The organism is Levilactobacillus tujiorum (genome assembly GCF_012641185.1).
Classification (GTDB): Bacteria; Bacillota; Bacilli; order Lactobacillales; family Lactobacillaceae; genus Levilactobacillus; species Levilactobacillus tujiorum.
In genome coordinates, this window is record NZ_JAAXLK010000012.1 from 61,996 (window position 1) to 86,463 (window position 24,468).

The following is a 24,468-nucleotide window of genomic DNA, read 5'->3' on the forward strand; positions in this document are numbered from 1 at the left end:
CGCCTCTTTCTTAAATCTTAATTTACCGCAAACATTTTCAGCGGCTTATACTGTTTTTCCTCAGGTAGGTACTGGTACAAACACTTAGTCTGCCCCTGATAGGTCAACGCCACCGTGGGCGCGGTACTTCCTACCTGGTCTTCATCTAGAAAGACCCCGTTTTTGACTAATCCCCAGAGACGATCCGACAAGGCAACGTGGGGATAGTCCTGCAGTGCATAGTCAATCGGCCGTAAAATCGCTGACAGGTCATCAGCGGCCATCGCTGCTTCCACCTGGGCGAGGGTCACCGCTTGGTCTAACTCAAAGCCACCACTCTTCAGCCGTGTCAACGATGCCATGACCGCGGGAACCCCCAGCTGACGTCCCAGATCCACCGCGAGCGTCCGGACGTAAGTGCCCTTAGAACAGGCAATCTCAAACGCAATGGTCTGCGTCCCCTGTTTCTCGTCAAAGTGGCCGGCCTCAACCAAATTAAACGCCGTCACTGTAATTGTCCGGGTAGGTCGTGTCACCGTTTCTCCCGCACGGGCATACTCATAGAGCTTGCGGCCGTTCACCTTTACGGCTGAATACATGGGGGGCGTTTGTTGAATTGTCCCCGTTAAAGTGGCCGCCGCGGCGACCAATTGTTCCCGGGTAAACGGTGTTGCCAGGGGCTGCCGTGTGATCACGTCGCCGTCCAAGTCCTCCGTAGTCGTCGCTAGCCCTAGTGTGACCGTGCCCTTATAAACCTTACCTGAGGCCATGAGGTAAGGAACCACCTTCGTCGCACTCCCCACACAGATCGGCAACACACCATCCACACTGGGATCGAGTGTCCCGCTATGACCAATCTTTTTGGTATGCAGAATGTGGCGTAACTTGGCAACGCAGTCAAAACTCGTCAGACCACGTTCCTTATAAAGCGGAATAATCCCATCCATCTCGCATCCTCCGTTCTTGTATACCGAAACTTTAATCTTCATTTAACGCGCTAGACCACGATGACGCGTGCTCAGCACATAAAAAGGCGTTGATCCACTTGGACCAACGCCTCTATCTCAAGCACCGCGAGCCTTACTCTTGGTGGTGGAGATCATTTAGCAGTTCATCGATCCGGCTACCATAGCGAACAGATTGATCTTGTTCAAAGGTCAGCTCTGGCGTCTTATAGATGCTCAAGCGTGATCCTAATTCAGATCGAATCAGTCCCGTAGCTTTCTTCAGGCCTTGCTGTGTCTTCTCCACAGATGAGGCCTTATCCGATAAAATACTATAGTAAATCGTTGCCTGCTGCAAGTCACCTGTGACTTCCACGCCGGTAACGGTGACGCCCTCGACCCGCGGATCGCGGACACGTTTTAGGAGAATATCCGTAACTTCCCGTTGGATTTCTTGCTCCAACCGGCCAACTCGATATTGTGCCATGACGTTTGCCTCCGATTTTTATTTAACGGGAACTTCCTTCATCACGTAGGCTTCAATTACATCGTCTACCTTGATGTCGTTATAGTTCTCGATAGTTAATCCTAATTCATAACCCATCTTAACTTGCTTGACGTCGTCCTTGAAACGCTTCAGACTACCCAGCTTACCTTCGTAAATGACCACGCCATCACGAATTAACCGGACGTCAGCATCAGCCGTAATGTAGCCTTCAGTGACCATCCCACCAACAATCGTGCCGACCTTGGAAGCATGGAAGATATCCTTAACTTCAACTTGACCCGTCACTTGTTCTTCGTAGGTTGGTTCCAGCATCCCCTTCATCGCCGTCTCGATTTCATCGATGGCGTTGTAGATGACGTTGTGCAAACGAATATCAACCTTGTCGCTATCCGCTTGAGCCCGTGCTTGTGGCGTAGGCCGAACGTTGAACCCAATGATGATGGCATCGGAAGCTTCCGCTAAGGTGACATCACTTTCATTGATGGCCCCCACAGCAGAGTGAATGATGTTGACCCGAACGCCGGAGACATCAATCTTCTTCAAGCTACCCGCTAAGGCTTCAACAGACCCTTGAACATCGGCCTTGATAATGACGTCAACTTCCTTCATTTCGCCTTCCTTAAGCGAATCGAAGAGGTTATCCAACGTCACGTGACTCGTGTTCTTCCGTTCTTGAACTAAGGCTTCCTTTGCCCGTTCTTCACCGGCAGCCCGCGCCGTCTTTTCATCATCAAAGACCACGAACCGATCCCCAGCTTCTGGAACATCGTTTAACCCAGTGATTTCAACTGGCGTAGATGGCTTAGCATCCTTGATCCGACGCCCACGTTCGTTGGTCATCGTCCGGACCTTACCAAAGGTATTGCCGACAACGATGGGATCACCCACGTGCAAGGTTCCTTGTTGAACCAGCAGCGTTGCCACGGAACCGCGACCTTGATCCAGCCGAGCTTCGATAACAGAACCGACCCCATTTTGTTCTGGGTTGGCCTTCAATTCCAGCACTTCTGCTTGTAACAAGATCATGTCGAGCAATTCATCGATGTTCTTGCCAAACTTCGCTGAGATTTCAACGAAGATGGTGTCGCCACCCCAGTCTTCAGGAATCAATTCGTATTCCGTCAATTGTTCCATCACGTGGTTCGGGTTAGCCCCTGGCTTATCAATCTTGTTAACCGCCACGATGATTGGCGTGCCGGCAGCCTTAGCATGGTGAATGGCTTCAATGGTCTGTGGCATCACACCATCATCCGCAGCGACCACTAAGACCGTAATGTCGGTGATTTCAGCCCCACGTGCCCGCATTTCAGTAAAGGCAGCGTGCCCTGGCGTATCCAAGAAAGTAATGGACTTGTCGTTGTAGTGAACTTGGTAGGCACCGATAGCCTGCGTAATTCCCCCGGCTTCACCCTCAGTAATGTGTGAGTGACGCAGGTGGTCCAACAACGTCGTCTTTCCGTGGTCAACGTGACCCATGATGGTAACCACTGGTGCCCGGGTTTCCAAATGGTCCTTGTTTTCCATTTCAGCGTCGAAGAACTTGTCCAAGTCAGTTACATCGACTTGCACCTTTTCTTGTGCTTGAATGCCATAGTCATCCGCTAAGATTTCAATGGTATCTTTGTCCAAGGATTGGTTTTGGTTAACCATCACACCGAGCATAAAGAGTTTCTTCACGATTTCAGCTGAAGAACGGTGTAAGATCTTAGCTAAATCTTGGGCATTCATGCCATCCGTATAGACTAAGACTTCAGGTAAAGCCTTGTTCTTCCGTTCTGGCGCGCCCTTGTGTTGATTAGTGTCTTTAATCCGTTGATTCTTCTTGTAACGATTATTATTGTTATTACGGCGGCGATTGTTGCGGTTGTTCCGGTTATTCCGGCCCCCACGACTGTTGCCATTGCTACCACGCCGGCCGTTACTATTATTTGTATTATTATTCAAGCTTCCACCAAATCTGCCGGTTCCGGAATGATGTTGCTCAGTGTGCTGCTTCCCGGACTGGCCATTATTATTTTTATTGTTGGTACTGGTACTACGCTGTTGACTACGGCTACCACTATGATTAGCGTGGTTGGCCGCCTGCTGGTTGCCATTCTGACCACTTTGTCCATGATTAGCTGGCCGACTACTATTTCCCTGAGAACTAGGCTTGTGACTAGTCTTAGGGTGATCGTTCTTTTGACCTGCCGGCCGCGCCGCTTCTACGGCTGGTCGCTTGGCGGGTTGACTCTTGTTTGGTTTCCCCGCTGGTCGCTTGCTAAATGCTTCGCGGAGCTGACGTTCTTCGTTCTCGCCGAGCGTTGACATGTGGTTTTTCACCGGAAAGCCCTTTTCTTCGGCTTTCGCAATGATCTGTTTACTGGAGACATTAATTTCTTTGGCGAGTTCATAAATTCGCTTTTTCCCCATATCTTCACACTCCTTTGTATTCTGCCGATCACGAGAACGTCAGGTGGCTACTTAGCAAGTAATTGTTGTAACTTCCGGACAAATCCCGGATCGGTAATTGCGATGACCGTGCGCGCCGACCCAATGGCCGTGCTCAACTGGTCCTTCGTAAAATCTTCATTTAACTGAACGTTATAGCTCGTCGTCTTGTCGCGAAATTGTTTCTGACTGGTCTGTCCCGCATCACATGCAAGAAAAACCATCTTGGCAGAACCATCTCTAACCGCCGCCATAACGAAGGATTCGCCGGTAACCAGTTTGCCTGCTCGCCGGACTAATCCCAAAAGTTGTAAAACACGCGCCGAATTAGTCATTGTTGAATAATTCCCGTCGTGCTTGTTGATGATCTACATACGCAATGAGATCATCATAGAAGGCATCTTCAATCTTAACGCCAAAGACGTGATCAAAGGTCCGTTCCTTCTTGGCCCGCTTGGCGATGTCCACATCCAAAGAGATGTAGGCACCACGTCCCGATTTCTTACCGGTTGGGTCAACACTAACTTCTTGGTCCTGGTTACGAACAACCCGAACCAATTGCTTCTTAGGTGCCATTTCCCCAGTCACAATATCCTTGCGCATGGGGATCTTCCGTTGTTTCATGGGACCAATCCCTCCTTTAGATGTGGCCTATTCAGCCGTTGAATCGTCAGCCGTCGTGTCCGCTGCTGAATCAGTATCTGCTACTTCAGCCGTCGTTGATTCGTCATCAGCTGGTACATCATTAGTTGATGCATCGTCAGCGGGTGTGTCATCACTAACTGCTGATGCATCGACATCATCAGTAGGCGCATCGTCAGCAGACGTTGGTTGGTCAGCGGCAGCCTGATCAGCTTCCATTATAGCAGATGCTTCGGATTCTGATTTAATATCAATCTTATAACCCGTCAACTTAGCGGCTAAACGGGCATTTTGGCCCCGTTTACCAATGGCTAAGGATAACTGATAGTCGGGGACGATGACTTGGCAAGCCCGTTCGTTGTTTGGATCAAAGATGACGTCCAATACTTCTGCAGGATTCAAAGCATTCGCGATGAACTTAGCTTCGTCATCCGTCCATTCGACGATATCCATGTTTTCACCGCCGAGTTCATTCACAATCGTTTGTACCCGTTGACCACGTGGCCCAACACTGGTCCCAACTGGATCAATGTCTGGGTTGTTTGAACGAACCGCAACCTTAGCCCGATCGCCGGCCTCACGAGCAATGGCCATGATTTCGACTGTACCATCGAAAATTTCTGGCACTTCTTGTTCAAACAGGCGTTTCAGCAGGTCAGCATGAGTCCGGCTAACGAACACTTGGGGACCCTTCGTCGCATTTTCAACGCGCGTCACGTAAACCTTAATTTTATCATGAATCCGGTAAGTTTCGTTAGGCATTTGATCTTGACGGCCCATGACCGCTTCAACCTTGCCTAGACTAACGTAAACGAAGCGTGAGTCTTGGCGTTCAACCTCACCCGTGATGATTTCATTTTCATACTGGCTGTATTGATCGTAAATGATGTTGCGTTCTGCTTCACGGACCCGTTGCAAAATGACTTGCTTAGCCGTCTGTGCCGCAATCCGCCCAAAGTTCTTAGGGGTAACTTCAAACTTGATATCGTCCCCAATTTCATAACCCTTACTAATTGCCAGGGCATCATCCAGGCTAACTTCCAACCGTGAATCGTAGACTTGATCCACGACCTTCTTCACAGCAAAGACGTGAATGTCACCCTTCTTCTGATCAAACTGAACTTCAACGTTTTGTGCTTGATCATAATTTCGCTTGTAAGCAGAAACCAGCGCTGCTTCCAACGCCTCAATGACGATTGACTTCTTGATGCCCTTCTCCGTCTCCAGGACGTCAAGCGCACCTAATAATTCTTTACTCATGTTATGTTTCGCTCCTTATTTAGTTAGAACTTGATTGCTAACCGGGCCTGGGCAATCGCATCACGCGGAATCGTCAGCGTTTTAATGCGTCCCTTCAAATTAACCGTCAAGTCCAGAGAATCGTCACGTAACTCTTCTAACGTGCCCTCATAGACTTTGCTCTGACCAATCTTTTGGTACAAAGAGACGTGGATGTAATCGCCCACGGCTCGTTCAAAATCTTCGGGCTTCTTCAGTGGTCGCTCTGCACCCGGTGAAGAAACCTCAAGAAAGTAGGCTTGGGGAATGGGATCTGGATCAAGTGAATCGAGCTTTTCCGACAACTCATCACTCACCATCGCACATTCTTCAATATTGATGCCCCCGGGCTTATCAATGTAGACCCGTAGGTACCAGCTCTTACCCTCCTTGACAAATTCAACGTCAACTAATTCAAACTGATGATGCGCCACAATTGGCTGGGCCAGGGCCGTCACGTTCTCGACGACTGTACTCAAAGAATTCCGCCTCCTACATTTTTCCATTAAAAAGAGTGAGCAGAAACTGCTCACTCATTTAAAAAACGAGTTTAACTACAAGACTCACTTTACTACATTTCACGCGGGATTGCAACCATCGTGCCGCCTACTGCTCGCAAGTAAACAGTAGTAAAATAAATCCCGCAATCGTAATGAATTCAAAAACCAATAAGTTTAACCGATTCAGTGCCATTTCCTTCAAGCTAATTGCCTTAATCACGGTCAGGATGAACGCAATCAGGAAATAGCCAATGACGACTGCCAAGAATGGCACCGCCGCGACAGTTGATACCAAGCCAAACAACACATAACCTAAACCAATCAAGCAATAGCCTGCCAGAAACAACCAACCGTCTGGTAATCGTGCAAACCGCTGTAGCATGGTGAACACCCGCTTTCGTTGTCGTTTAGTCCGCTTAATAATGGTTCTTCGATTCCTCACCACTATTGTACCATAATTTCATCTTTTTGTAAGCGCTTTCTAGATGATTAATCCTGTAAAGAACGGGTTTCTTGCTTAACCGTGTTTCAGCCTTGACACCATCGTAAAAGGGACCACCGCAGCGAAGAGCTATCGCAACGGTGGTCCTTATTTATTACAAGTCATTAAATTGTTTCCGGGCTTCCAATCGAGCAGGAGGACCGCTTCTCCGGCCGCAGACGTTCACCACATCCGACGGAATCCCCGACAGCTGGAGTGCAGCCAAATTAACTCACTGCTACATCATATCATCAAACAAACTCAGTTGATTTTCGTCCGGTAGCCCATCAAGGACACCGTTCTCAGTCATAAAGTCAATCAAGGTCTTCGAGACTTTCCCTCGCTTAGCCAGATCCTCTTTCGAGATGAATGGCCGGTCATTTCGGGCCGCCACAATCTGTTTGGCCACGTTCAACCCCAGTCCAGGAGCCGCTTTAAATGGCGCAATCAACGTATTGCCGTCGATAATCCATTCGGCTGCATCGGACTTCTCCAGGTCAATCATCTTAAATTCAAAGCCACGTTCCAGCATTTCATTGGCTAGTTCCAGCACCGTCAAGAGATTCTTTTCCTTGGTGGATGCATCCATCCCCTTGTCATTGATCTCTTTCATCGCTGCTTTAACCGCCGTCTTCCCCTGTGACATGGCAACGACATCAAAGTCATCTGCCCGTACTGAGAAGTAGGCTGCGTAGTAAATGATTGGGAAGTAAACCTTAAAGTAAGCCACCCGCAAAGCCATCAACACGTAGGCCGCGGCATGGGCCCGCGGGAACATGTACTTAATCTTCAAGCAAGAATCAATGTACCAATCTGGGCAATCAGTTGCCTTCATCTTTTCCTGCCACTCGTCAGGAATCCCCCGACCTTTCCGCACGTGTTCCATCACTTGGAAGGACGTTTCGGAGTCTAACCCAAAGTTAATCAAGTCGGTCATGATGTTATCCCGACAACCGATAACGTTGGCAATCGTCGCGGTTCCCGCTTTGATCAGCTCTTCGGCGTTCCCCAACCACACGTCGGTTCCGTGAGACAATCCAGAAATCTGAAGTAATTGCGAATAATTCTTCGGATGCGTTTCCTCTAACATTCCCCGCACAAACCGGGTCCCAAATTCAGGGACCCCCAGCGTCCCCGTTTTCGACTGAATCTGTTCCGGCGTGACGCCTAAGGAATCAGTTCCAGAGAACAAGGCCATCACACCCGGATCATCCATCGGAATCGTCTGGGGATCAACCCCCGACAAATCTTGTAGCGTCCGGATCATGGTCGGATCATCATGACCCAAAATATCAATTTTCAAAATATTATCGTGAATCGAATGGAAATCGAAGTGGGTCGTTTGCCAGGCGGCATTCTGGTCATCGGCCGGATACTGAATCGGCGTAAAGTCGTAAATATCCATGTAGTCCGGCACAACAATAATCCCGGCCGGATGTTGTCCAGTCGTCCGTTTAACCCCGGTGGCACCCTTAGCTAACCGGTCGATCTCCGCACCCCTAAACGTCTGCTCTGTGTCCCGCTCATAGGCCTTCACGTACCCGTAAGCCGTCTTGTCGGCCACGGTGCCAATCGTTCCGGCCCGGTAGACATTCTTCTCGCCGAACAAGACCTTCGTGTAGTTGTGGGCGATAGGCTGGTAGTCACCAGAGAAGTTCAAATCAATATCGGGCACCTTATTCCCCTTGAATCCCAAGAAGGTTTCGAACGGAATGTTATGCCCGTCACCGATCATTAACGTCCCACACTTCGGGCAATTCTTTTCTGGCAAATCATAGCCAGAACTATACTCCCCTTTAGTGTAGAAGTGAGAATACTGACAATTAGGGCAGCGATAATGCGGTGGCAATGGATTCACTTCAGTAATTCCGGTGAATGTCGCCACCACACTAGATCCAACCGATCCCCGTGACCCAACCAGGTACCCGTCCTTATTGGACTTGGCTACCAGTCGTTGCGCAATCAAATAAATCACGGAGAACCCGTTACCGATGATTGATTTCAACTCACGATCAACCCGGTGTTGCACTAACTCAGGTAGCGGATCACCGTACCACGCATGCGCCGTATCCATGGTTCGTTGCCGAATTTCATCTTCAGCGCCTTCCATCCGTGGCGTGTACAGCTTATCCTTCAGGGGATGAACTTCTTCAATTTCATCCGCAATCTTTTGCGTGTTGGTGACCACAATTTCCTTGGCGGTATCTTCACCCAGGTAAGCAAAGTCGGCGAGCATCTCATCTGTCGTCATGAAATGCGCATCCGGCAATTCTTGCCGATTCAATGGGTTGGCGCCACCTTGGGAATGGATCAAGATCTTGCGGTAGATATAGTCCTCTGGGTTCAAGTAATGTACATCCCCCGTAGCCACTACGGGTTTATTCAAGTCATGGCCCAATTGCACCATATTCCCCACGATTTCTTCCAAGTTAGACTCATCGGCAATCAGTCCCGAATCAATCAATGGCTGATAGGCCGCTTTAGGCTGAACTTCCAAATAATCGTAATACTTCGCTTTGGCAGCCGCCTCAACCTGACCCTTTTGCATCATCGCCGTGAAGACTTCACCCGATGAACAGGCTGATCCAACGATAATGCCTTCGCGGTAATGATCCAACACGCTGCGTGGCACCCGCGGCACCCGGTAGAAGTAATCCACGTTAGACGCCGACACGAGTTTGAACATATTTTTCAATCCTGCTTGCGTCTGGGCTAACAGAATGGCATGACTCGGCCGCGCGTGTTTGTAGGCATCATTATCCGTCATGTGATCATTGAGTTGATCGTGATACTGGATATCATAACGGTCTTCGGCGTCTTTCAGGAATAGATAATTCAAATGTCCCGTAGACTCCGCATCGTAAACCGCCCTGTGATGGTGCTCCAGGCTCACGTGGAACCGTTTAGCCAGGGTATTCAACCGATAGCTCTTCAGCGTTGGGTACAGGAAACGGGCCAACGTTAAGGTATCAATGATGGGATTGCTGATCTCTGACATCCCGTGGCGTTTGTACCCCGTATTCATGAAACCCACGTCGAAGGTGACGTTATGCCCAACGATAATGGCATCGCCGCAGAATTCGCGGAAAAGCTTAAAGACTTCTTCTTCCGACTTAGAGCCGGCCACCATATCGTCCGTAATACTCGTCAAGTTGGTGGTCTGTTCAGACAGTGGAAACCCAGGGTCGATAAACTCTTCAAACTGATCAATCACATTCTTGTGTTCCATCTTAACGGCCGAAAGTTCGATCACTTTGTCATAAATTGCCGACAGACCGGTGGTTTCCACGTCAAAGACTACATACGTGGCGCCATCTAACGGCACGTGCGCGCTGTTGTAGCCAATCGGGACCCCATCGTCCACCAGGTTGGCTTCAACCCCGTAAAGCATCTTGACGCCGGCCTTGGCCCCTGCATTGAAGGCCGCTGGGAACCCCTGCACGTCAGCGTGATCCGTAATCGCCAACGCGGGCATCCCCCATTTTTTAGCCTGACTGACGTAATCGCCAATTGGATTAGTCGCGTCCATCTGACTCATCGTCGTATGCAAGTGCAATTCGACCCGCTTTTCATCCGCGGGCGCCTTGTCTTGGCGACTCGCATGCTTCACTTCATTGATGTCGTAGGCATTCAGGGCCAGGTCCCGCATGAAGCTGTCTTCTTGGACACTCCCACGTACCTTCACCCAGCTACCTTCATCCACGCCGGCAAACTGTGCTTCGTCCTCAGCACCGCGGGAGAACTTCTTAACCACGATTGACGAGGTATAGTCCGTGATCTTTAAGGTCAATAACTGGCGACCCGAGCGGAGTTTTCGAACTTCCTTATCAAAGATATAGCCTTCGACAATGACGGATCGTTCCTCTTGAGTAATATCGACCATCCGCATCGCCGGTTGATCACCCTTGATGGTCTTACCAATCTGCGTAGGGCCACTGGCTGGTTGAACGTCACCGTTACTCTGGCTGGCGCGCTTTTGATTGGCCTTCTCAATTGCCGCAGCTGCCTGTTGGGCCAGTTGCGCATCCGTCTTCTCCTGCCGCGCCTTAAATTCATCGATCTTGGCCTGCGATTTGGATTCATCGACCATCACGTGAATGTTGAATTTCGGGAAACCGGCCTGACGGTAGCTGGCCTCAATCGGACCGAGTGCTTGATTTGCCAAGAAATTCTTCACGACTTCATTCTGCGCATACAACAGCACGCGACCGTCTGGATCTAACTGTGGCACCTGTGATTGGCAAAGTTCTTGCACCAGATTACTGGTCAACCCACTGTTCTTCACGATCCATTCCCAGTAATCGCCTAAAAGCCGATCCGTTAGTTCAGGCTGTTCCACCTCGATAGAAGCCCCGACCGTTGCAATCTCCCGAAAGGCAATTTGCAAATGATTGTGGAATTCAACAAACGCCGTAAACGGCAAGATGCTCGGTAATTTTAAATAGAAATGCCAACGCCGCGACTGTTCATGAACCGTCAAACGATCAATGGTGGCCGTTTGAAAATACGGTTGGTTCGCCGCACCGGACAAATCTAGTTGTTGTAATAGTTTTTCAAATAATGCATGGCGATCTTCGTCCACAAGCGAGCTCCTTTCAACTTGTAATCTTCAGTACCAGACTAAAAAGACCAGCCGCTAGCTGGTCTTTTCGGTAAGCTAGTCGATGTCTTTAAAGAGAATTTCCACAGTACTTGCGACTTCATCCTTAATAACTTCGACCGTTTCACCAGTCTTTCTGATCTTAATCTCAACGATGCCTTCGCCGGCCTTTTTACCAATCGTAATCCGGACAGGAATCCCCATCAAGTCAGAGTCAGCGAACTTAACGCCGGGACGTTCCTTACGGTCATCGGTTAAGACGCGATAGCCCTTCGCCGTCAATTGTTCTTCCAATTCATCGGTTAGGTTAGCTTGATCTTCCTTCTTTAGGTTGACGGGAACCAGGTGAATATCAAATGGTGCAATATTCCGTGGCCAAACGAGACCGTTCTCATCAGCCTGTTGTTCGGCAATGGCGGACAGTAACCGGCTCACACCGATCCCATAAGACCCCATCACAACTGGCTTCTGTCGACCGCCTTCATCCAGCACGGTTGCCCCTAAAGCATCGGAGTAACGCGTACCCAGCTTGAAGATGTGCCCAATTTCAATTCCCTTAGTAAACTTCAGCACACCAGCGCCATCGGGAGAAAGGTCACCCGGTTGGACTTCACGGAAGTCACCGTAGTCGTCAACCCGGAAGTCGCGACCCGCATTAGCATTAATATAGTGATGACCGTCTTCATCGGCACCAACGGCAACGTTAACCATATCGCCAACGTACTGGTCTGCCAAGATCTTGACATCTTCACCAACGCCTACGGGACCAAGGGAACCAAAGTTAGCCCCCAAGAATTCCTTGGCTTGGTCTGGGGTCGCTGGATCTAAGAAGTCTGCGTTCAAGTAATTCTTTAATTTGGTTTCATTAACTTCGTGGTCGCCACGAACCAATACCATGACGGGTTGATCCTTGTCCGCCACGTATAACATACTCTTAACCAAGGCTGACGGCTTAACATCCAAGAACTTGGCCAATTCATCAATGGTCTTCGCGCCTGGCGTTGCAATCTTCTTCAACTCTTCTGGTTGGGCATGTGACTTCTTGCTAATGAATAGGCTCCGAGCCATTTCCAAGTTAGCTGCATAGTCGGAAGAATCTGAATAAACAATCGTATCCTCACCGACTGGCGCAATGGCAGAGAATTCCTTGGAATCCTTACCGCCCATCGCACCACCATCACCGACAATGGCCCGGTAATTCAAGCCAACCCGGTCGAAGATGTTTTCGTAAGCCTGTTCCATTTGATCATAAATTCGATCCAAGTCTTCATCGTTGATGGTAAAGGAGTACCCATCTTCCATGATAAATTCTCGTCCCCGCAACAACCCATAGCGTGGCCGATCTTCATCCCGATACTTAGGTTGGATTTGATACATCACCAGTGGTAGCCGCTTATACGACTTGATCGCATCACGCACCAGCATCGTAAACGTTTCTTCGTGGGTTGGGCCCAAGATGAAATCACTATCATGCCGATTCTTCAGCTTAAACAGGTTCGGACCATAAGTTTCGTAACGGCCAGACTCCTGCCACAACGAAGCAGGTAGAATGGCTGGCATCAACGTCTCAACGGCATCGATTTTAGCCATTTCTTCCCGAATGATCTTTTCAATATTTTCTAAGACCCGGTAAGCCAGTGGTAAGTATGCGTACACCCCGGCTGTGACCTGGCGAATATAACCTGCCCGTAACATCATACGGTGGCTCAATGCCTCCGCATCATTAGGTACTTCCTTAAGCGTCGGAATGAGTAATTTCGATTGTTTCATAGTCAAATATTCCCTTCTCGTTACGTCCCTATTTTACTAGTGAATAAAGTAGCGTTCGATGTCGTTCCAAGTCACCAAGAGCATCAAGATCACTAAGAAACCAACACCAACCAGTGTAATCCCCGCCTCCACGTTTTCAGAAAGGGGCTTACGCCGAATCGCCTCAATAAAGTTCAATAATATTTTACCACCATCTAAGGCTGGAATTGGCAGTAAATTGACAATTGCCAAGTTAATCGAGAGAAATGCCAAGAAATTCAGCACACCGATTAGCCCAAATTGGGTAGCTTGCGAAGTCGTGGCAAAGATTGCCACTGGTCCTCCGAGATCGTTCAGGCTAAAGTGACCAGATACCATGGTCCACAACGCACCAAACAAGGCTTTCGTCATCGTCCAAGTCTGAGTAAAACCAGATAACAGGATCGGCCCTACACGCTTATCTTGTGCCTGCGTAATCCCAATCATGCCGACCGTCTTTCCATTCGACTTTTCACCCTTAGGCGTCAAGGTTAAAGTCTTCTTGACCCCGTCTCGTTGGATGACAACTTTGGTAGCCTTATTGGCTCGCGGCTGAATGGCCGTACTCAAAGCCGTCCAATCCTTTGTCTGACGGCCTTCAACGGAAAGAATCTTATCATTGGTCTGAATGCCCGCCTTCTTGGCAACTGACACCGGTGAGCTGGCCACTTGAACCTGATTGGTCCCCATGGCAACACCACCTTGTACAAATGACATCAGCATAAACGTCACAATGGCCAGAATAATGTTATTCATTGGCCCAGCGAAGTTCGTCATCAAGCGCCGCCCCAAAGAAGCTGATTGAAATTGGACATCTTTAGGGGCAATCTGCAGTTCCGTCCCATCGGTCTCAATCACCGTCGCATTGTGCGCAACGGGATAGCGTTTAACGGCTGATTCATCCCCGTTTTCATAGCCTTCAATCCAGAGTTCATTCTCTAAATCGGTGCCCGTGACTTCTACTGGAATCCCGTTAAACAAGGTTGATTTTTTGCTCGCATTAATGCGTTCAACCTGACCATTTTCACCCAAATACAGACTAACTGGGGTGCCCGGCTTCAATTCATCTTCATCATCTTCGGCACCGGCCATCCGCACGTAGCCACCGACTGGTAATAGCCGAACGGTATACGTCGTGCCGTCTTTCCCACGCCGATAAAACAACTTGGGACCCATGCCAATGGAAAATTCGCGAACCAAAATGCCCCCACGTTTGGCAAAATAAAAATGACCAAACTCGTGAACAATGACCAGAATCCCAAAGACGATGATAAAGGTAATAATCGTTGTAATCACAGCTGTCGTCCCTTCTACTGTTCGTATTAAGTCCTCGTTTTTTGACTGCTGTCTAGCATACCCTAACCACTATGGCCGGTGCAAGCGAACAGCAAAAAGTTAAATTAAGCCAAACAAATGAATGACTGGTAGAACTAATAGTAAACTATCGAACCGGTCTAAGATCCCGCCATGACCCGGGAGAATCTTACCAGAATCCTTCACGCCGTAGTAGCGTTTAAGGGCGGATTCAACCAGATCACCGAATTGACCCACGATCGAAAAGATCAGCGTGAGCACAATCATGACGACTAGACTGTAATGACCAATTGGGAAGAAATACCAGAAGACACTCCCGACGATCGTGGCAACTAACGACCCACCAATCGAGCCTTCCCACGTCTTATTCGGACTGATATGTGGTGCCAGCTTGTGCTTACCTAGCTTGCGCCCAATCATATATGCGCCTGAATCCGTCGTCCATACGATAAATAGCGCGTATAGCAGCGCCACGAGGCTGACGGCCCGCGCAGCAATAAAGAAGTGAAACCCAATCCCAATGTACAGCATGCTCAGGGTAATCACCCCAGCATCGTCAAAGGAGAAACGATTCTTGGAGACCACTGTCCGTAGTAATAAGAGCAAAATAAACAGGTAGACCACGTACCAAGGGTCTAAGAAATGTGGCAGATCGGCCCACCACCCGGCTGGTGCAATCACCAGCAAGATACCGATGCCAGAAATAATGGCTTCCGGACTAACCAATAACTTTTTGCGCATAATGAGGACTTCGGACAAGGCCACTAATCCCAAGGCAAAAGCTGCAATATCAACCCAAATGCCACCTGCAATAATAATAGGAATGAAAATAATTAAGGCGATAACCGCCGTAATAACGCGTTGCTTCATTTTACAAACTCCTCAGTTTCATTATTTTTGTTCAGCTGCAGGATTCAGGCCGCCGAAGCGTCGATGCCGCTGCTGATACGTATAAATTGCCTGTTCTAGCGTTGTCTGATCGAAATCAGGCCAGTGTTCTTGCATAAAGACAAATTCGCTATACGCCACCTGCCAGAGCATGAAATTCGACAGTCGTTCTTCGCCACTCGTTCGAATTAACAAATCCGGATCCGCCAACGTCGCCAAGTCACCAGTCATCAACTGTTGGCCAATCAACTCTTCCGTAATGTCAGAAGACGCTAGTTGTCCGGTCCGCACCTGCTCCGCTAACTGCTGTGTCGCCGTCACCAGCTCGGCGCGCCCACCGTAATTCAAGGCGAAGTTCAAGACCATCCCCGTACATTCAGCGGTGGCTGCAATGGCATCTTGCACCGCCTTTTGAGTGGCGGCGGGCAGTTGATCCGTGTAGCCCATGACTTTCACCCGAATATTATTTTTCACCAAATCCGGAACAAAGGTTCCAAAGAAGTCCACCGGCAGCTTCATCAAATAATTGACTTCTGTGGATGGTCGTTTCCAATTTTCTGTCGAAAAAGCATACAGTGTCAACACCTTAACGCCCAGATGACTGGCCGCCTTGGCTACCGTTTTAACTGTATTCATTCCCTGCTTATGCCCAGCAATCCGTGGCAAATGACGTTGTTGTGCCCAGCGACCATTACCATCCATGATAATTGCAACGTGCGCGGGAATGTTTTGTTCATCTAATTGGCGCTCCATGACTTCGCCTGTGGCTCGATCTTTACTTAAAAATGAAAACAATGCGCACCTCCGTTGATTCTTTGTCTACCTCTATCTACTTCATGCGGCTGGTCACCGTTCCGCACCGGCGCTTAGTTCTAACCAGCCCAGTCTTTTTAACTCTACAACCTCTCATCATAACAAAAAAAGGACCGGGAAACTATCCCGGCCCCCAAATTGAGCAAATTCTTTAGCTTTTGACCGGTATTACTCGATTAACCGCCATTCGCCGCGCTTTGCATCCACTAACGTCCCAAAGTAACTCAACAGGTTGTTAGCATCATCAGCACTGACTTGGCCTAAGAGGTTGAGGCCTTCGCCAGTTGGCAGTGGATCGGAAAGGTCGGTAATTTCGTTACCGTTCTCAATGGTTGCTTTGGAGAATGCCACGATCCAGTCGTCACCAATTAATTGCGTGACCACGAAGAATAAATTGAAATCATCACTGACGAAAGCAGGTTGCGCGTATACGCCATCTTGGATTTGTTCCAATTCAGCCCCATTGTAGTTTAAAACAGAGATGTTTTCTGCATTTACTGGGTTATTCAGACGAAAAACCATCTTCCCGAATTCTTCAGTACCCGGGGTGATTTCAATGTTATCTTGGTTGTTTTGGTTATCTTCTGCCATGTTTAAGCGCTCCTTACTCTTGTGGGTTAGTCCGTTAAGACTTCTTTTTCCTTGTCTGCCGCAATGGCATCTACACCTTTGATGGCCTTATCCGTGACCTTTTGAACTTGGTCTTCCAGATTGTGTAAGTCATCATCGGTGTAGTCACCGTTCTTGTGGCCCTTCTTAACGTTGTCCATCGCGTCACGACGAACGTTACGAATGGCCACCTTGCCTTGTTCAGCAGTGGCTTTAACCTGCTTGGCAATTTCCTTACGCCGTTCTTCAGTCAATTGTGGGATCACCAACCGAATGGCCGTCCCGTCATTAGCTGGCGTAATTCCAACATCAGATTCCAAGATGCCCTTTTCGATATCTTCGAGGGCTGACTTGTCATAAGGCGTTACCATCAATACCCGTGGTTCTGGAATGGTAATTGAAGCCACTTGGTTCAATGGCGTCTGGGCACCGTAATATTCTACCATCACACGATTTAAAATACTTGCATTGGCCCGGCCGGCACGAATTGTTCCCAATTCACGCTTCAAGGCGTCTTCGGCTTTTTTCATCCGACTCTGTGCATCCGTAATAATTTGATCTGCCATATCTATTTTCCCCTAACTGTGGTCCCGATATTCTCGCCTTCAACCACCTTACGAATGTTGCCACTCTTGTTGAGGTTGAATACGACAAACGGGATATCATTATCCATTGAAAGTGAACTAGCCGTAGTATCCATGACGTGTAGGCCTTTATTGATAATGTCCAACTGCGTCAGCTGATCGAACTTGACAGCGTCAGGATCCTTGTTAGGATCAGCGGAGTAAATTCCGTCGACCCCATTCTTAGCCATCAAGATCGCATCCGCATTGATTTCCGCCGCCCGTAAAGCAGCGGTTGTATCTGTAGAGAAGTACGGACTCCCCGTCCCCCCTGCAAAGATCACAACGCGTTCCTTTTCCAGGTGACGAATGGCTTTACGCCGAATATACGGCTCGGCAATCTGCCGCATCTCAATAGAAGTCTGGACCCGCGTTGGTACCCCAATCGACTCTAAATTATCTTGCAAGGCTAACGCGTTCATGATGGTGGCCAACATACCGATATAATCAGCCTGGGCGCGTTCCATACCCATCTGTTCACCAGATACGCCACGCCACATGTTACCGCCACCAACCACAATAGCGATTTGAATGCCCAAATTATAGACACTCTTAACCTCTTCCGCTACGGTTTTAATCACCGGCGGATTAATCCCAAAACCTTTGTCGCCGGCCAAAGCCTCGCCACTTAGCTTGAGCATAATCCGTTTATACTTTACGTCCGCCATTGTGTTTCCTCCTATTGTATTCTGACAATAATTCTATCATATTCCCGGGACTAGTGATAGTCAGGGGTTATGAATTCACACATTTCACTTAAAATCTCTAATAAAAAAGCGTAGCCTCCCACCGGAATCTACGCTTTTTACTGAATTAGCCGTTGATTTGGTCGTTAACTTCCTTAGCCAAGTCACTCTTAGGCTTTTCGATACCTTCACCAACTTCGTAACGAACAAAGTTAACTAACTTGCCACCCTTGCTAGCAACAAATTGACTGACAGTTTGGTCGCCATCCTTAACGAATGGTTGGTCAGCTAAGCTGATTTCGGATAAGAACTTGTGCAAACGGCCTTCGACCATCTTTTCAACGATCTTTTCAGGCTTGCCTTCGTTCAAGGCTTCTTGCTTCAGCACTTCACGTTCGTGAGCCAAACGGTCAGCTGGAATATCATCCTTAGAAACGAATTCTGGGTTGATAGCAGCAACGTGCATCGCAACATCCTTAGCCGTGTCTTCGTCAGCGCCATCTAAAACAACTACAGCGGCGATTTGGCCACCTTGGTGTAAGTAAGCACCAAATACTTGGCTGTCCGTCTTCTTAACAACGGCGAAACGACGTAATTGAACATTTTCACTCGTTACTTGCGTCGTCTTCACAATTGCATCGTTGATAGTTTCGCCATCAGCCGTCTTCAATGCCAAAGCAGCATCCAAGTCAGCTGGTTGTTGGGCAGCAATCGTATCAGCAACCGTGTCAACCAAAGCGTTGAACGTGTCGTTCGTTGCCACAAAGTCAGTTTCGGAGTTAACTTCGATGATGGCAGCAGTGTTACCACTAACCTTCACCCGAGCTAAACCGTTAGCAGCAACATTGCCACTCTTCTTCTTTGCCTTTGCAATTCCCTTTTCACGCAAGAAATCGATGGCCTTGTCCATGTCGCCTTCAGAAGCAACGAGGGCCTTCTTAGCATCCATCATCCCAACTTGGGTCTTGTCCCGTAATTCTTTAACTTGTGCCGCAGTGATCTTGCTTGCCATGCGTAATGGCCTCCTTTTATTAATACATCAATTTCACAAAAAAGACTGACTCAATCTCAGGCCATTATCGGTCCTAATTAAGCCAGCCTAAGGTGCTTTAAATCTTATATTTGGAAAGTGTCAATCGTGACACCTTGCATTTAATTACTTGTTGTCGCCTTCGACAGCGTTAACGATGTCTTCCATCGAGTTGTCAGAAGCTGGCTTGTCGTTCTTCTTGTCAGCAGGCTTCTTACCTTCGAAAGTCTTTTCGTCAACTTGGTCTTCACCTTGACGACCTTCAACAATGGCATCAGCCATCTTAGAAGTGATCAAACGAACGGCACGGATAGCGTCATCGTTAGATGGGATAACCACGTCAATTTCGTCTGGGTCAGTGTTCGTATCAACCATGGCAACGATCGGAATGTTCAACTTTTGTGCTTCGTGAACAGCGATTTGTTCCTTGCGAGGGTCAACGATGAACATCACGTCAGGTAACTTAGGCATATCTTCGATACCGCCTAAGAAACGTTCCAACTTGTCTTGAGACTTCTTAAGTAAGGAAACTTCCTTCTTAGGAAGAACATCAAACGTACCGTCGGTTGCCATCTTCTTCAGATCTTTAAGACGCTTGATCCGAGTTTGGATAGTTTCCCAGTTAGTCAAAGTCCCACCTAACCAACGGTGGTTAACGTAGAATTGACCAGCACGGGTAGCTTCTTCTTCGATAGAATCTTGTGCTTGCTTCTTAGTCCCAACAAACAGAACAACGGCGCCCTTAGCAGCTTCGTCCTTCATGTAGTTGTAAGCAGCGTCAATCAACTTCACCGTCTTTTGTAAGTCGATGATGTAGATACCGTTACGTTCCGTAAAGATGTATTGCTTCATCTTTGGGTTCCAACGACGGGTTTGGTGACCAAAGTGGACACCGGCTTCGAGCAGTTGTTTCATTGAAATAACAGCCATGATAAAATGCCTCCAAATAGTTTTTGATTTCCTCCCCCACGCTCAATTGATCAAAGAACTCGCAAGCGAGCACCCCTTCGACCATCACGCGAGGTGTGAATTGGCGCATACGCACCGAAAGTTATTATACAAAATTACGCGGCCTAACACAAGCTAAATTTGCATAAATCCGCTGATTTACGGCCGAATGACTAAAAATTTTCCTTTTCCCCACTAAAGACGCCCCGATTAGGACACTGCAACCCCGCAAGGATATCCTTAACCCACCTAATCATCAAAACGGCGTTGCTTTTATTTCCAGGTATGGTAAACTGCTTAGGCATAACTGAGGAGGAAACAATTATGATTAAAGCGGTCGTCTTTGACGTTGATGACACGCTCTACGATCAAAAAGCGCCCTTCGAGGCCGCACTTGCGCCGATTTTAAATCTGCCACAAGCTTTTGATCTTAATTTGACCTTCCAGACATACCGTCAACAGAGCGCCGAAGCCTACGCCCGGATTGCTAATGGACGGTGGTCGCACCAGGAAATGGCCGTTAAGCGGTTAAATACCGCATTATTAGCTCAACATCTGCCTGCCGTAGATACAGCAGCTGCACTGGATTTCCAGCGTGCTTACACGACTGGGCTCCGTCAGATCAAGCTGTTTCCCGGCCTAGAAACAGCGTTAGATCAGTTGAGCAAGCAGTACCAACTCGGAATTATTACGAATGGCCGTACGGATGCGCAACTTGCTAAAGTCATGCAGCTACAGATGCACCGCTGGATGACCAGAGAGGCAATCATCACATCCGAAGACGCCGGACTAGCTAAGCCGGATCCCCAGATTTTCACGTTGATGAACCGTAAACTTGATCTGCGGGCGAGTGAAGTCGCTTACGTCGGTGATAATTACAGCATGGATGTCAAGGCGGCCAAACAGGCCGGTTGGCATGCCTTCTGGTTCAACCATCGCAACTTGGAGATTCCTGATCATCAGTGGATTCCCGATCAAACGGTAACAGACTCATTTGAGCTGCAAGACTTGTTACTTGCGCTCACAACAGCCTGTTCAGAAGCTTAACTGGTCAACAACAAAAGCGCTGTGCAAATGCACAGCGCTTTTGTGTTACCACTAAATGGCTTAGAAAGCCACTTCGTTCTCGGCTTTCCCCGTCTCAATTAACTGTTTATTGTTATTTAAAGCGAACTGAACCATGTTCTTAACCGCCGTCCGTGTGTAGAAGGCGATGTGTGGACTAACTAAAACATTTTCCCGCTTCATCAGATTCTTCAACCGTTCGTCAGGAATCGCGTCAAAACTACCAAAGTCCGCATTGAAAATCCCCACTTCATCTTCGTAAACGTCCAACGCCGCACCGGCAACTTTGCCGCTATCAAGTGCCCGAATCAAGGCGTCGGTATCAATGAGGGCGCCACGTGCCGGGTTCAAGATCCAAACGCCGTCTTTCATTTTACCAAAGCTCTCATCATTTAACATGTTGTGATTTTCTTTGGTTGCTGGCGCATGAAGTGAAATCACATCAGCTTGGGCGTACAACTCATCCAATGTGTCCACGTAGATTCCTTGCTTTTCCAATTCTGGATTGTGGAAGACATCGTAGGCAATCACCTTCGCGCCGAAGCCTTGGTAGATCTTCATTGCCGCACGGCCAATCCGTCCGGTAGCCACAATTCCGACGGTCATCGTGTGGAGTTCATCCGCAATGTCCGGTGCCCAACGCAGGTCACCCTTGGCTTGCTTCCGATCAAACGTTGGTGTTCGCCGAAGTAACCGCATCAGTTGCGTCACCGTAAATTCTGCAATTGCTTCTGGTGAATACGCTGGCACGTTAGTTACTTTGAACCCATTTCGCTTAACCGCGTCGGCATCAACGTTATCAACCCCAACATTTCGTAAAGATAAGTTCGTCACACCATTAGCGGCTAAACGATCTAATACGTCTGCCGTATATGGCTTCTGTTGGTAAACTACTGCCCCGTCATAACCCTTGGCTAAATCCACCGTTGACTCATCCAACAGCTCACTCACGGCTTTAACTTCGATGCCTTGGTCCTGAGACCATTCTTCTAAGTAAGGTCGTTCATCGTCACGGATACCATAAGCAATAATTTTCACAGTAAGTTCCTCCTTCACTTGTCTAAAATCAAACAATCTACTATCCGCCACAAGTGTACCATAGTCCTCACCATTTCAGGGGGAAAACGCCTACTTTTCCAGCTGAATCCCCTGTAACTTTAAGAACTGCAATTTCTTTTGGCGTGACTGATGTTTGAACGCCCACTCCGCGTGTAACGCATCGTGTTTACTAGCAAATTCTTGACTAAATAAAACTTTCAAGGGCTTGTGGACCTTCGTATACTTAGCGCCCTTGCCCGCAACGTGGGTGGCAAAGCGCTTGGCAACATCCGTCGTAAAGCCCCCATATAACGAATTATCTGCACACAGTAATACATAGAAATAATACTGCTTAGTCTTTTCCATAAAGCAACGCCTTCACTTCTGGAGTATAAGTTCCCTGGTGATCATACACGGTTAGTGGGGCCAAGAACCGCAAGCCCCCGGGTTTTCCATCCTTGATGGCCTCGACCAAAACCATGTTGGCTTCCTTCTGGGGCTTGGGATGAACCAGTCGAATACGTTTGGGCGCCAAGCGGTGAGCCGCCATGAGATCTAATAATTGGAACAGCCGATCTGGCCGATGGACAAAATAAGCCTTACCATTCATCTTGAGTAGTCCACTAGTTGTGGCCACCACCGTTGCAAGATCCGTGGTAATCTCGTGCCGGGCAATCGCCAAGTACTGATTAGGATTCTTCTGACTGGCTGGTAAGTCGGCAAAATACGGTGGATTACAGGTCACCACGTCGGCAGAATCCTTGGGAATCCACTGATTGACTTGGGCGAGATCACCCTCGTACACCGTCAACTGATCCGTCAGCTGATTTAACTGGACGCTGCGGCGCGCCATATCAGCCAGCCGCGGTTGAATCTCTACCTCGGCGATCTTGCCCCGCGTCTTGTGACTCATGAAGAGTCCCACCGCACCATTGCCCGCACATAAATCCACGGTTTGGCTTGACTGGCGTGGCGGTAATTTGGCAAAATCAGCCAACAACACCGCGTCAAGCGAGAACGCGAATACCTCGGGGCTCTGAATGATTTGCACATCCTGACTATAAAGTTGATCAATTCGTTCGCCGGGTTTTAATTCTGGGGTAGCCATCATCCCCACCTTCTTTCACTTTTCATTAAGATTACTTGCAACCCCGCCCATTTTTTTGCATACTAGATGCAATGAGTTTCACTGCGAGAGGAGCACAATTCATGTTTTATTCGTTTTTGCGGAACGTCATCCGCGTTATTTTATTTATTGTAAACGGCAAGGCCAAATACCTTAACCGTGAAAAAATCCCTGAGGGCCCTTACATTTTAGTTGGGCCACACCGCACATGGTTTGATCCCGTTTACTTTGCGCTGGCCGCTAGTCCCCGTAAATTTAGTTTCATGGCTAAGGAAGAACTGTTCCAGAATTCCATTTTCCGATGGCTACTCCATCATGTCAATGGTTTTTCGGTAAATCGTGATCATCCTGGCCCTTCGGCGATCAAAACGCCGGTACGGATCTTGCGCAAGGGTGAGCTATCGCTAATCATGTTCCCTTCTGGTTCTCGGCACTCTCAAGAACTCAAGGGCGGGGCAGCGGTGATTGCTAAGATGGCCAAGGTTCCCCTGGTACCCGCCGTCTATCAAGGCCCTCTGACGTTCAAGCGGCTATTCTCCCGTAAGCGCGTCACCGTCGCTTTTGGTGATCCAATTACAATCGATCGCAAAATGAAATTAGATGAGGCGGGCCAAGCAGCCATCGAACAACAGATGCAGGCCGCCTTCAATGCCCTAGACAAACAGATTAACCCCAACTTCGAATACGTAGATGTTACGGCTAAGAAAGCCGAACCTAAATAGTTATCCAACCCCCGTTCTGACTGATCAGGACGGGGGTTTCGCTTCGCTAAAGGTTGAAAGGGGTAAGGGTTCAAGCCATTAAATATGATCAAACTGGGCGCACTGCGGCTGCCAAGAATCCTGCTCGCTCCGGTTGTGTTTTACCAAGACAACAGTCAGAAACTGTGGCTACTTATCATTTGTGACTCAATTGTTAGTGACCGTATCAGTCATTATCTCAAGTTGCCTCAGAATACAGTATCAGCCGTGAGGTCAGCAGATATGGGCTCAGGCGCGTCGTTCTACTTAGTCAGTAAGTGAACTGCTTACTGGCTTAGTAGAAAACCAAGCTTGGAGACTCGGATCTTGACCCGTACCCCAAAAGTTGGAACAAACTAGAGGGGTATAAATCATGGTTGTTTCAGTTGAAAATAAGATTAAAGCTGTCGAAGACTATCTTAGTGATCGTGGTGAATC

At 48.4% G+C, this 24,468-nt stretch carries 23 protein-coding genes; 2 read left to right on the plus strand and 21 right to left on the minus strand.

Annotated elements, in window-relative coordinates; genetic code table 11:
• Positions 1-17: 17 nt before the first annotated feature.
• The 18 genes from truB to rpsB all read right to left on the minus strand — a co-directional run bounded on the left by truB (position 18) and on the right by rpsB (position 20,043).
• Positions 18-926 carry a tRNA pseudouridine(55) synthase TruB gene (gene truB / locus HF569_RS07305; RefSeq protein WP_168901907.1) on the minus strand — a complete coding sequence of 303 codons (909 nt, stop codon included), beginning with the start codon at positions 924-926 and terminating at the stop codon, positions 18-20.
• 133 nt (positions 927-1,059) lie between these two features.
• Positions 1,060-1,410 (minus strand): 30S ribosome-binding factor RbfA, encoded by a 351-nt coding sequence (gene rbfA, locus HF569_RS07310; protein ID WP_168849026.1) that lies wholly within the window; start codon positions 1,408-1,410, stop codon positions 1,060-1,062.
• Positions 1,411-1,428: 18 nt separating this feature from the next.
• Positions 1,429-3,843 carry a translation initiation factor IF-2 gene (gene infB, locus HF569_RS07315; RefSeq protein WP_168901908.1) on the minus strand — a complete coding sequence of 805 codons (2,415 nt, stop codon included), beginning with the start codon at positions 3,841-3,843 and terminating at the stop codon, positions 1,429-1,431.
• A gap of 47 nt (positions 3,844-3,890) precedes the next feature.
• The gene (locus HF569_RS07320; protein ID WP_168901909.1) at positions 3,891-4,196 is read right to left on the minus strand and encodes a L7Ae/L30e/S12e/Gadd45 family ribosomal protein; all 306 of its coding nucleotides are present in this window, start codon (positions 4,194-4,196) and stop codon (positions 3,891-3,893) included.
• A complete protein-coding gene (gene rnpM, locus HF569_RS07325) occupies positions 4,189-4,485 on the minus strand; it encodes an RNase P modulator RnpM (protein WP_168901910.1) in 297 nt (98 codons plus the stop codon). The genes HF569_RS07320 and rnpM overlap by 8 nt, the downstream gene beginning before the upstream one ends.
• A 27-nt stretch (positions 4,486-4,512) precedes the next feature.
• Positions 4,513-5,763: a transcription termination factor NusA gene (gene nusA, locus HF569_RS07330; protein ID WP_168901911.1), complete on the minus strand. Its 1,251-nt coding sequence runs from the start codon at positions 5,761-5,763 to the stop codon at positions 4,513-4,515.
• A gap of 23 nt (positions 5,764-5,786) precedes the next feature.
• On the minus strand, positions 5,787-6,260 hold the full coding sequence (rimP, locus tag HF569_RS07335) for a ribosome maturation factor RimP (protein ID WP_168849021.1): 474 nt from the start codon (positions 6,258-6,260) through the stop codon (positions 5,787-5,789).
• Positions 6,261-6,387: 127 nt separating this feature from the next.
• Positions 6,388-6,663, minus strand: coding sequence for a hypothetical protein (locus HF569_RS07340; RefSeq protein ID WP_168849020.1), 276 nt, complete (start codon positions 6,661-6,663; stop codon positions 6,388-6,390).
• 337 nt (positions 6,664-7,000) lie between these two features.
• Positions 7,001-11,344 carry a PolC-type DNA polymerase III gene (locus tag HF569_RS07345; protein ID WP_168901912.1) on the minus strand — a complete coding sequence of 1,448 codons (4,344 nt, stop codon included), beginning with the start codon at positions 11,342-11,344 and terminating at the stop codon, positions 7,001-7,003.
• Between the two features lie 75 nt (positions 11,345-11,419).
• The gene (locus tag HF569_RS07350; RefSeq protein WP_168849018.1) at positions 11,420-13,132 is read right to left on the minus strand and encodes a proline--tRNA ligase; all 1,713 of its coding nucleotides are present in this window, start codon (positions 13,130-13,132) and stop codon (positions 11,420-11,422) included.
• A 36-nt stretch (positions 13,133-13,168) separates the two neighbouring features.
• Positions 13,169-14,446 carry an RIP metalloprotease RseP gene (gene rseP, locus HF569_RS07355; protein WP_168901913.1) on the minus strand — a complete coding sequence of 426 codons (1,278 nt, stop codon included), beginning with the start codon at positions 14,444-14,446 and terminating at the stop codon, positions 13,169-13,171.
• A gap of 99 nt (positions 14,447-14,545) precedes the next feature.
• Entirely contained in the window at positions 14,546-15,334 is a 789-nt protein-coding gene (locus tag HF569_RS07360) for a phosphatidate cytidylyltransferase (protein ID WP_168901914.1), read from the minus strand.
• A gap of 21 nt (positions 15,335-15,355) precedes the next feature.
• Positions 15,356-16,147, minus strand: a complete 792-nt coding sequence (locus tag HF569_RS07365) for an isoprenyl transferase (protein WP_168901915.1) — start codon at positions 16,145-16,147, stop codon at positions 15,356-15,358.
• Between the two features lie 186 nt (positions 16,148-16,333).
• Positions 16,334-16,756 (minus strand): hypothetical protein, encoded by a 423-nt coding sequence (locus tag HF569_RS07370; RefSeq protein WP_168849014.1) that lies wholly within the window; start codon positions 16,754-16,756, stop codon positions 16,334-16,336.
• Between the two features lie 26 nt (positions 16,757-16,782).
• The gene (frr, locus tag HF569_RS07375; protein ID WP_168849013.1) at positions 16,783-17,340 is read right to left on the minus strand and encodes a ribosome recycling factor; all 558 of its coding nucleotides are present in this window, start codon (positions 17,338-17,340) and stop codon (positions 16,783-16,785) included.
• Positions 17,341-17,342: 2 nt separating this feature from the next.
• Positions 17,343-18,065 (minus strand): UMP kinase, encoded by a 723-nt coding sequence (pyrH, locus tag HF569_RS07380; RefSeq protein WP_168849012.1) that lies wholly within the window; start codon positions 18,063-18,065, stop codon positions 17,343-17,345.
• Between the two features lie 145 nt (positions 18,066-18,210).
• Positions 18,211-19,095 (minus strand): translation elongation factor Ts, encoded by an 885-nt coding sequence (gene tsf, locus HF569_RS07385; protein WP_168849011.1) that lies wholly within the window; start codon positions 19,093-19,095, stop codon positions 18,211-18,213.
• A 144-nt stretch (positions 19,096-19,239) separates the two neighbouring features.
• The gene (gene rpsB, locus HF569_RS07390; RefSeq protein WP_168849010.1) at positions 19,240-20,043 is read right to left on the minus strand and encodes a 30S ribosomal protein S2; all 804 of its coding nucleotides are present in this window, start codon (positions 20,041-20,043) and stop codon (positions 19,240-19,242) included.
• Between the two features lie 342 nt (positions 20,044-20,385).
• On the opposite strand from rpsB, the gene HF569_RS07395 reads away from it, so the two are divergent.
• A complete protein-coding gene (locus HF569_RS07395) occupies positions 20,386-21,108 on the plus strand; it encodes an HAD family hydrolase (RefSeq protein ID WP_168849009.1) in 723 nt (240 codons plus the stop codon).
• A 60-nt stretch (positions 21,109-21,168) separates the two neighbouring features.
• Here the strand turns inward: HF569_RS07395 and HF569_RS07400 are convergent, their stop codons facing one another.
• The 3 genes from HF569_RS07400 to HF569_RS07410 form a co-directional block, all read right to left on the minus strand.
• Positions 21,169-22,164, minus strand: coding sequence for a D-2-hydroxyacid dehydrogenase (locus HF569_RS07400; RefSeq protein ID WP_168901916.1), 996 nt, complete (start codon positions 22,162-22,164; stop codon positions 21,169-21,171).
• Between the two features lie 90 nt (positions 22,165-22,254).
• On the minus strand, positions 22,255-22,530 hold the full coding sequence (locus HF569_RS07405; protein ID WP_168901917.1) for a GIY-YIG nuclease family protein: 276 nt from the start codon (positions 22,528-22,530) through the stop codon (positions 22,255-22,257).
• Positions 22,517-23,272, minus strand: coding sequence for a tRNA1(Val) (adenine(37)-N6)-methyltransferase (locus tag HF569_RS07410; protein ID WP_168901918.1), 756 nt, complete (start codon positions 23,270-23,272; stop codon positions 22,517-22,519). Before HF569_RS07410 ends, HF569_RS07405 begins: the two co-directional genes overlap by 14 nt.
• A 101-nt stretch (positions 23,273-23,373) precedes the next feature.
• Here HF569_RS07410 and HF569_RS07415 point away from each other — a divergent pair, with 101 nt between their 5' ends.
• Positions 23,374-24,012: a lysophospholipid acyltransferase family protein gene (locus HF569_RS07415; protein ID WP_168849005.1), complete on the plus strand. Its 639-nt coding sequence runs from the start codon at positions 23,374-23,376 to the stop codon at positions 24,010-24,012.
• Positions 24,013-24,468 lie beyond the last annotated feature (456 nt).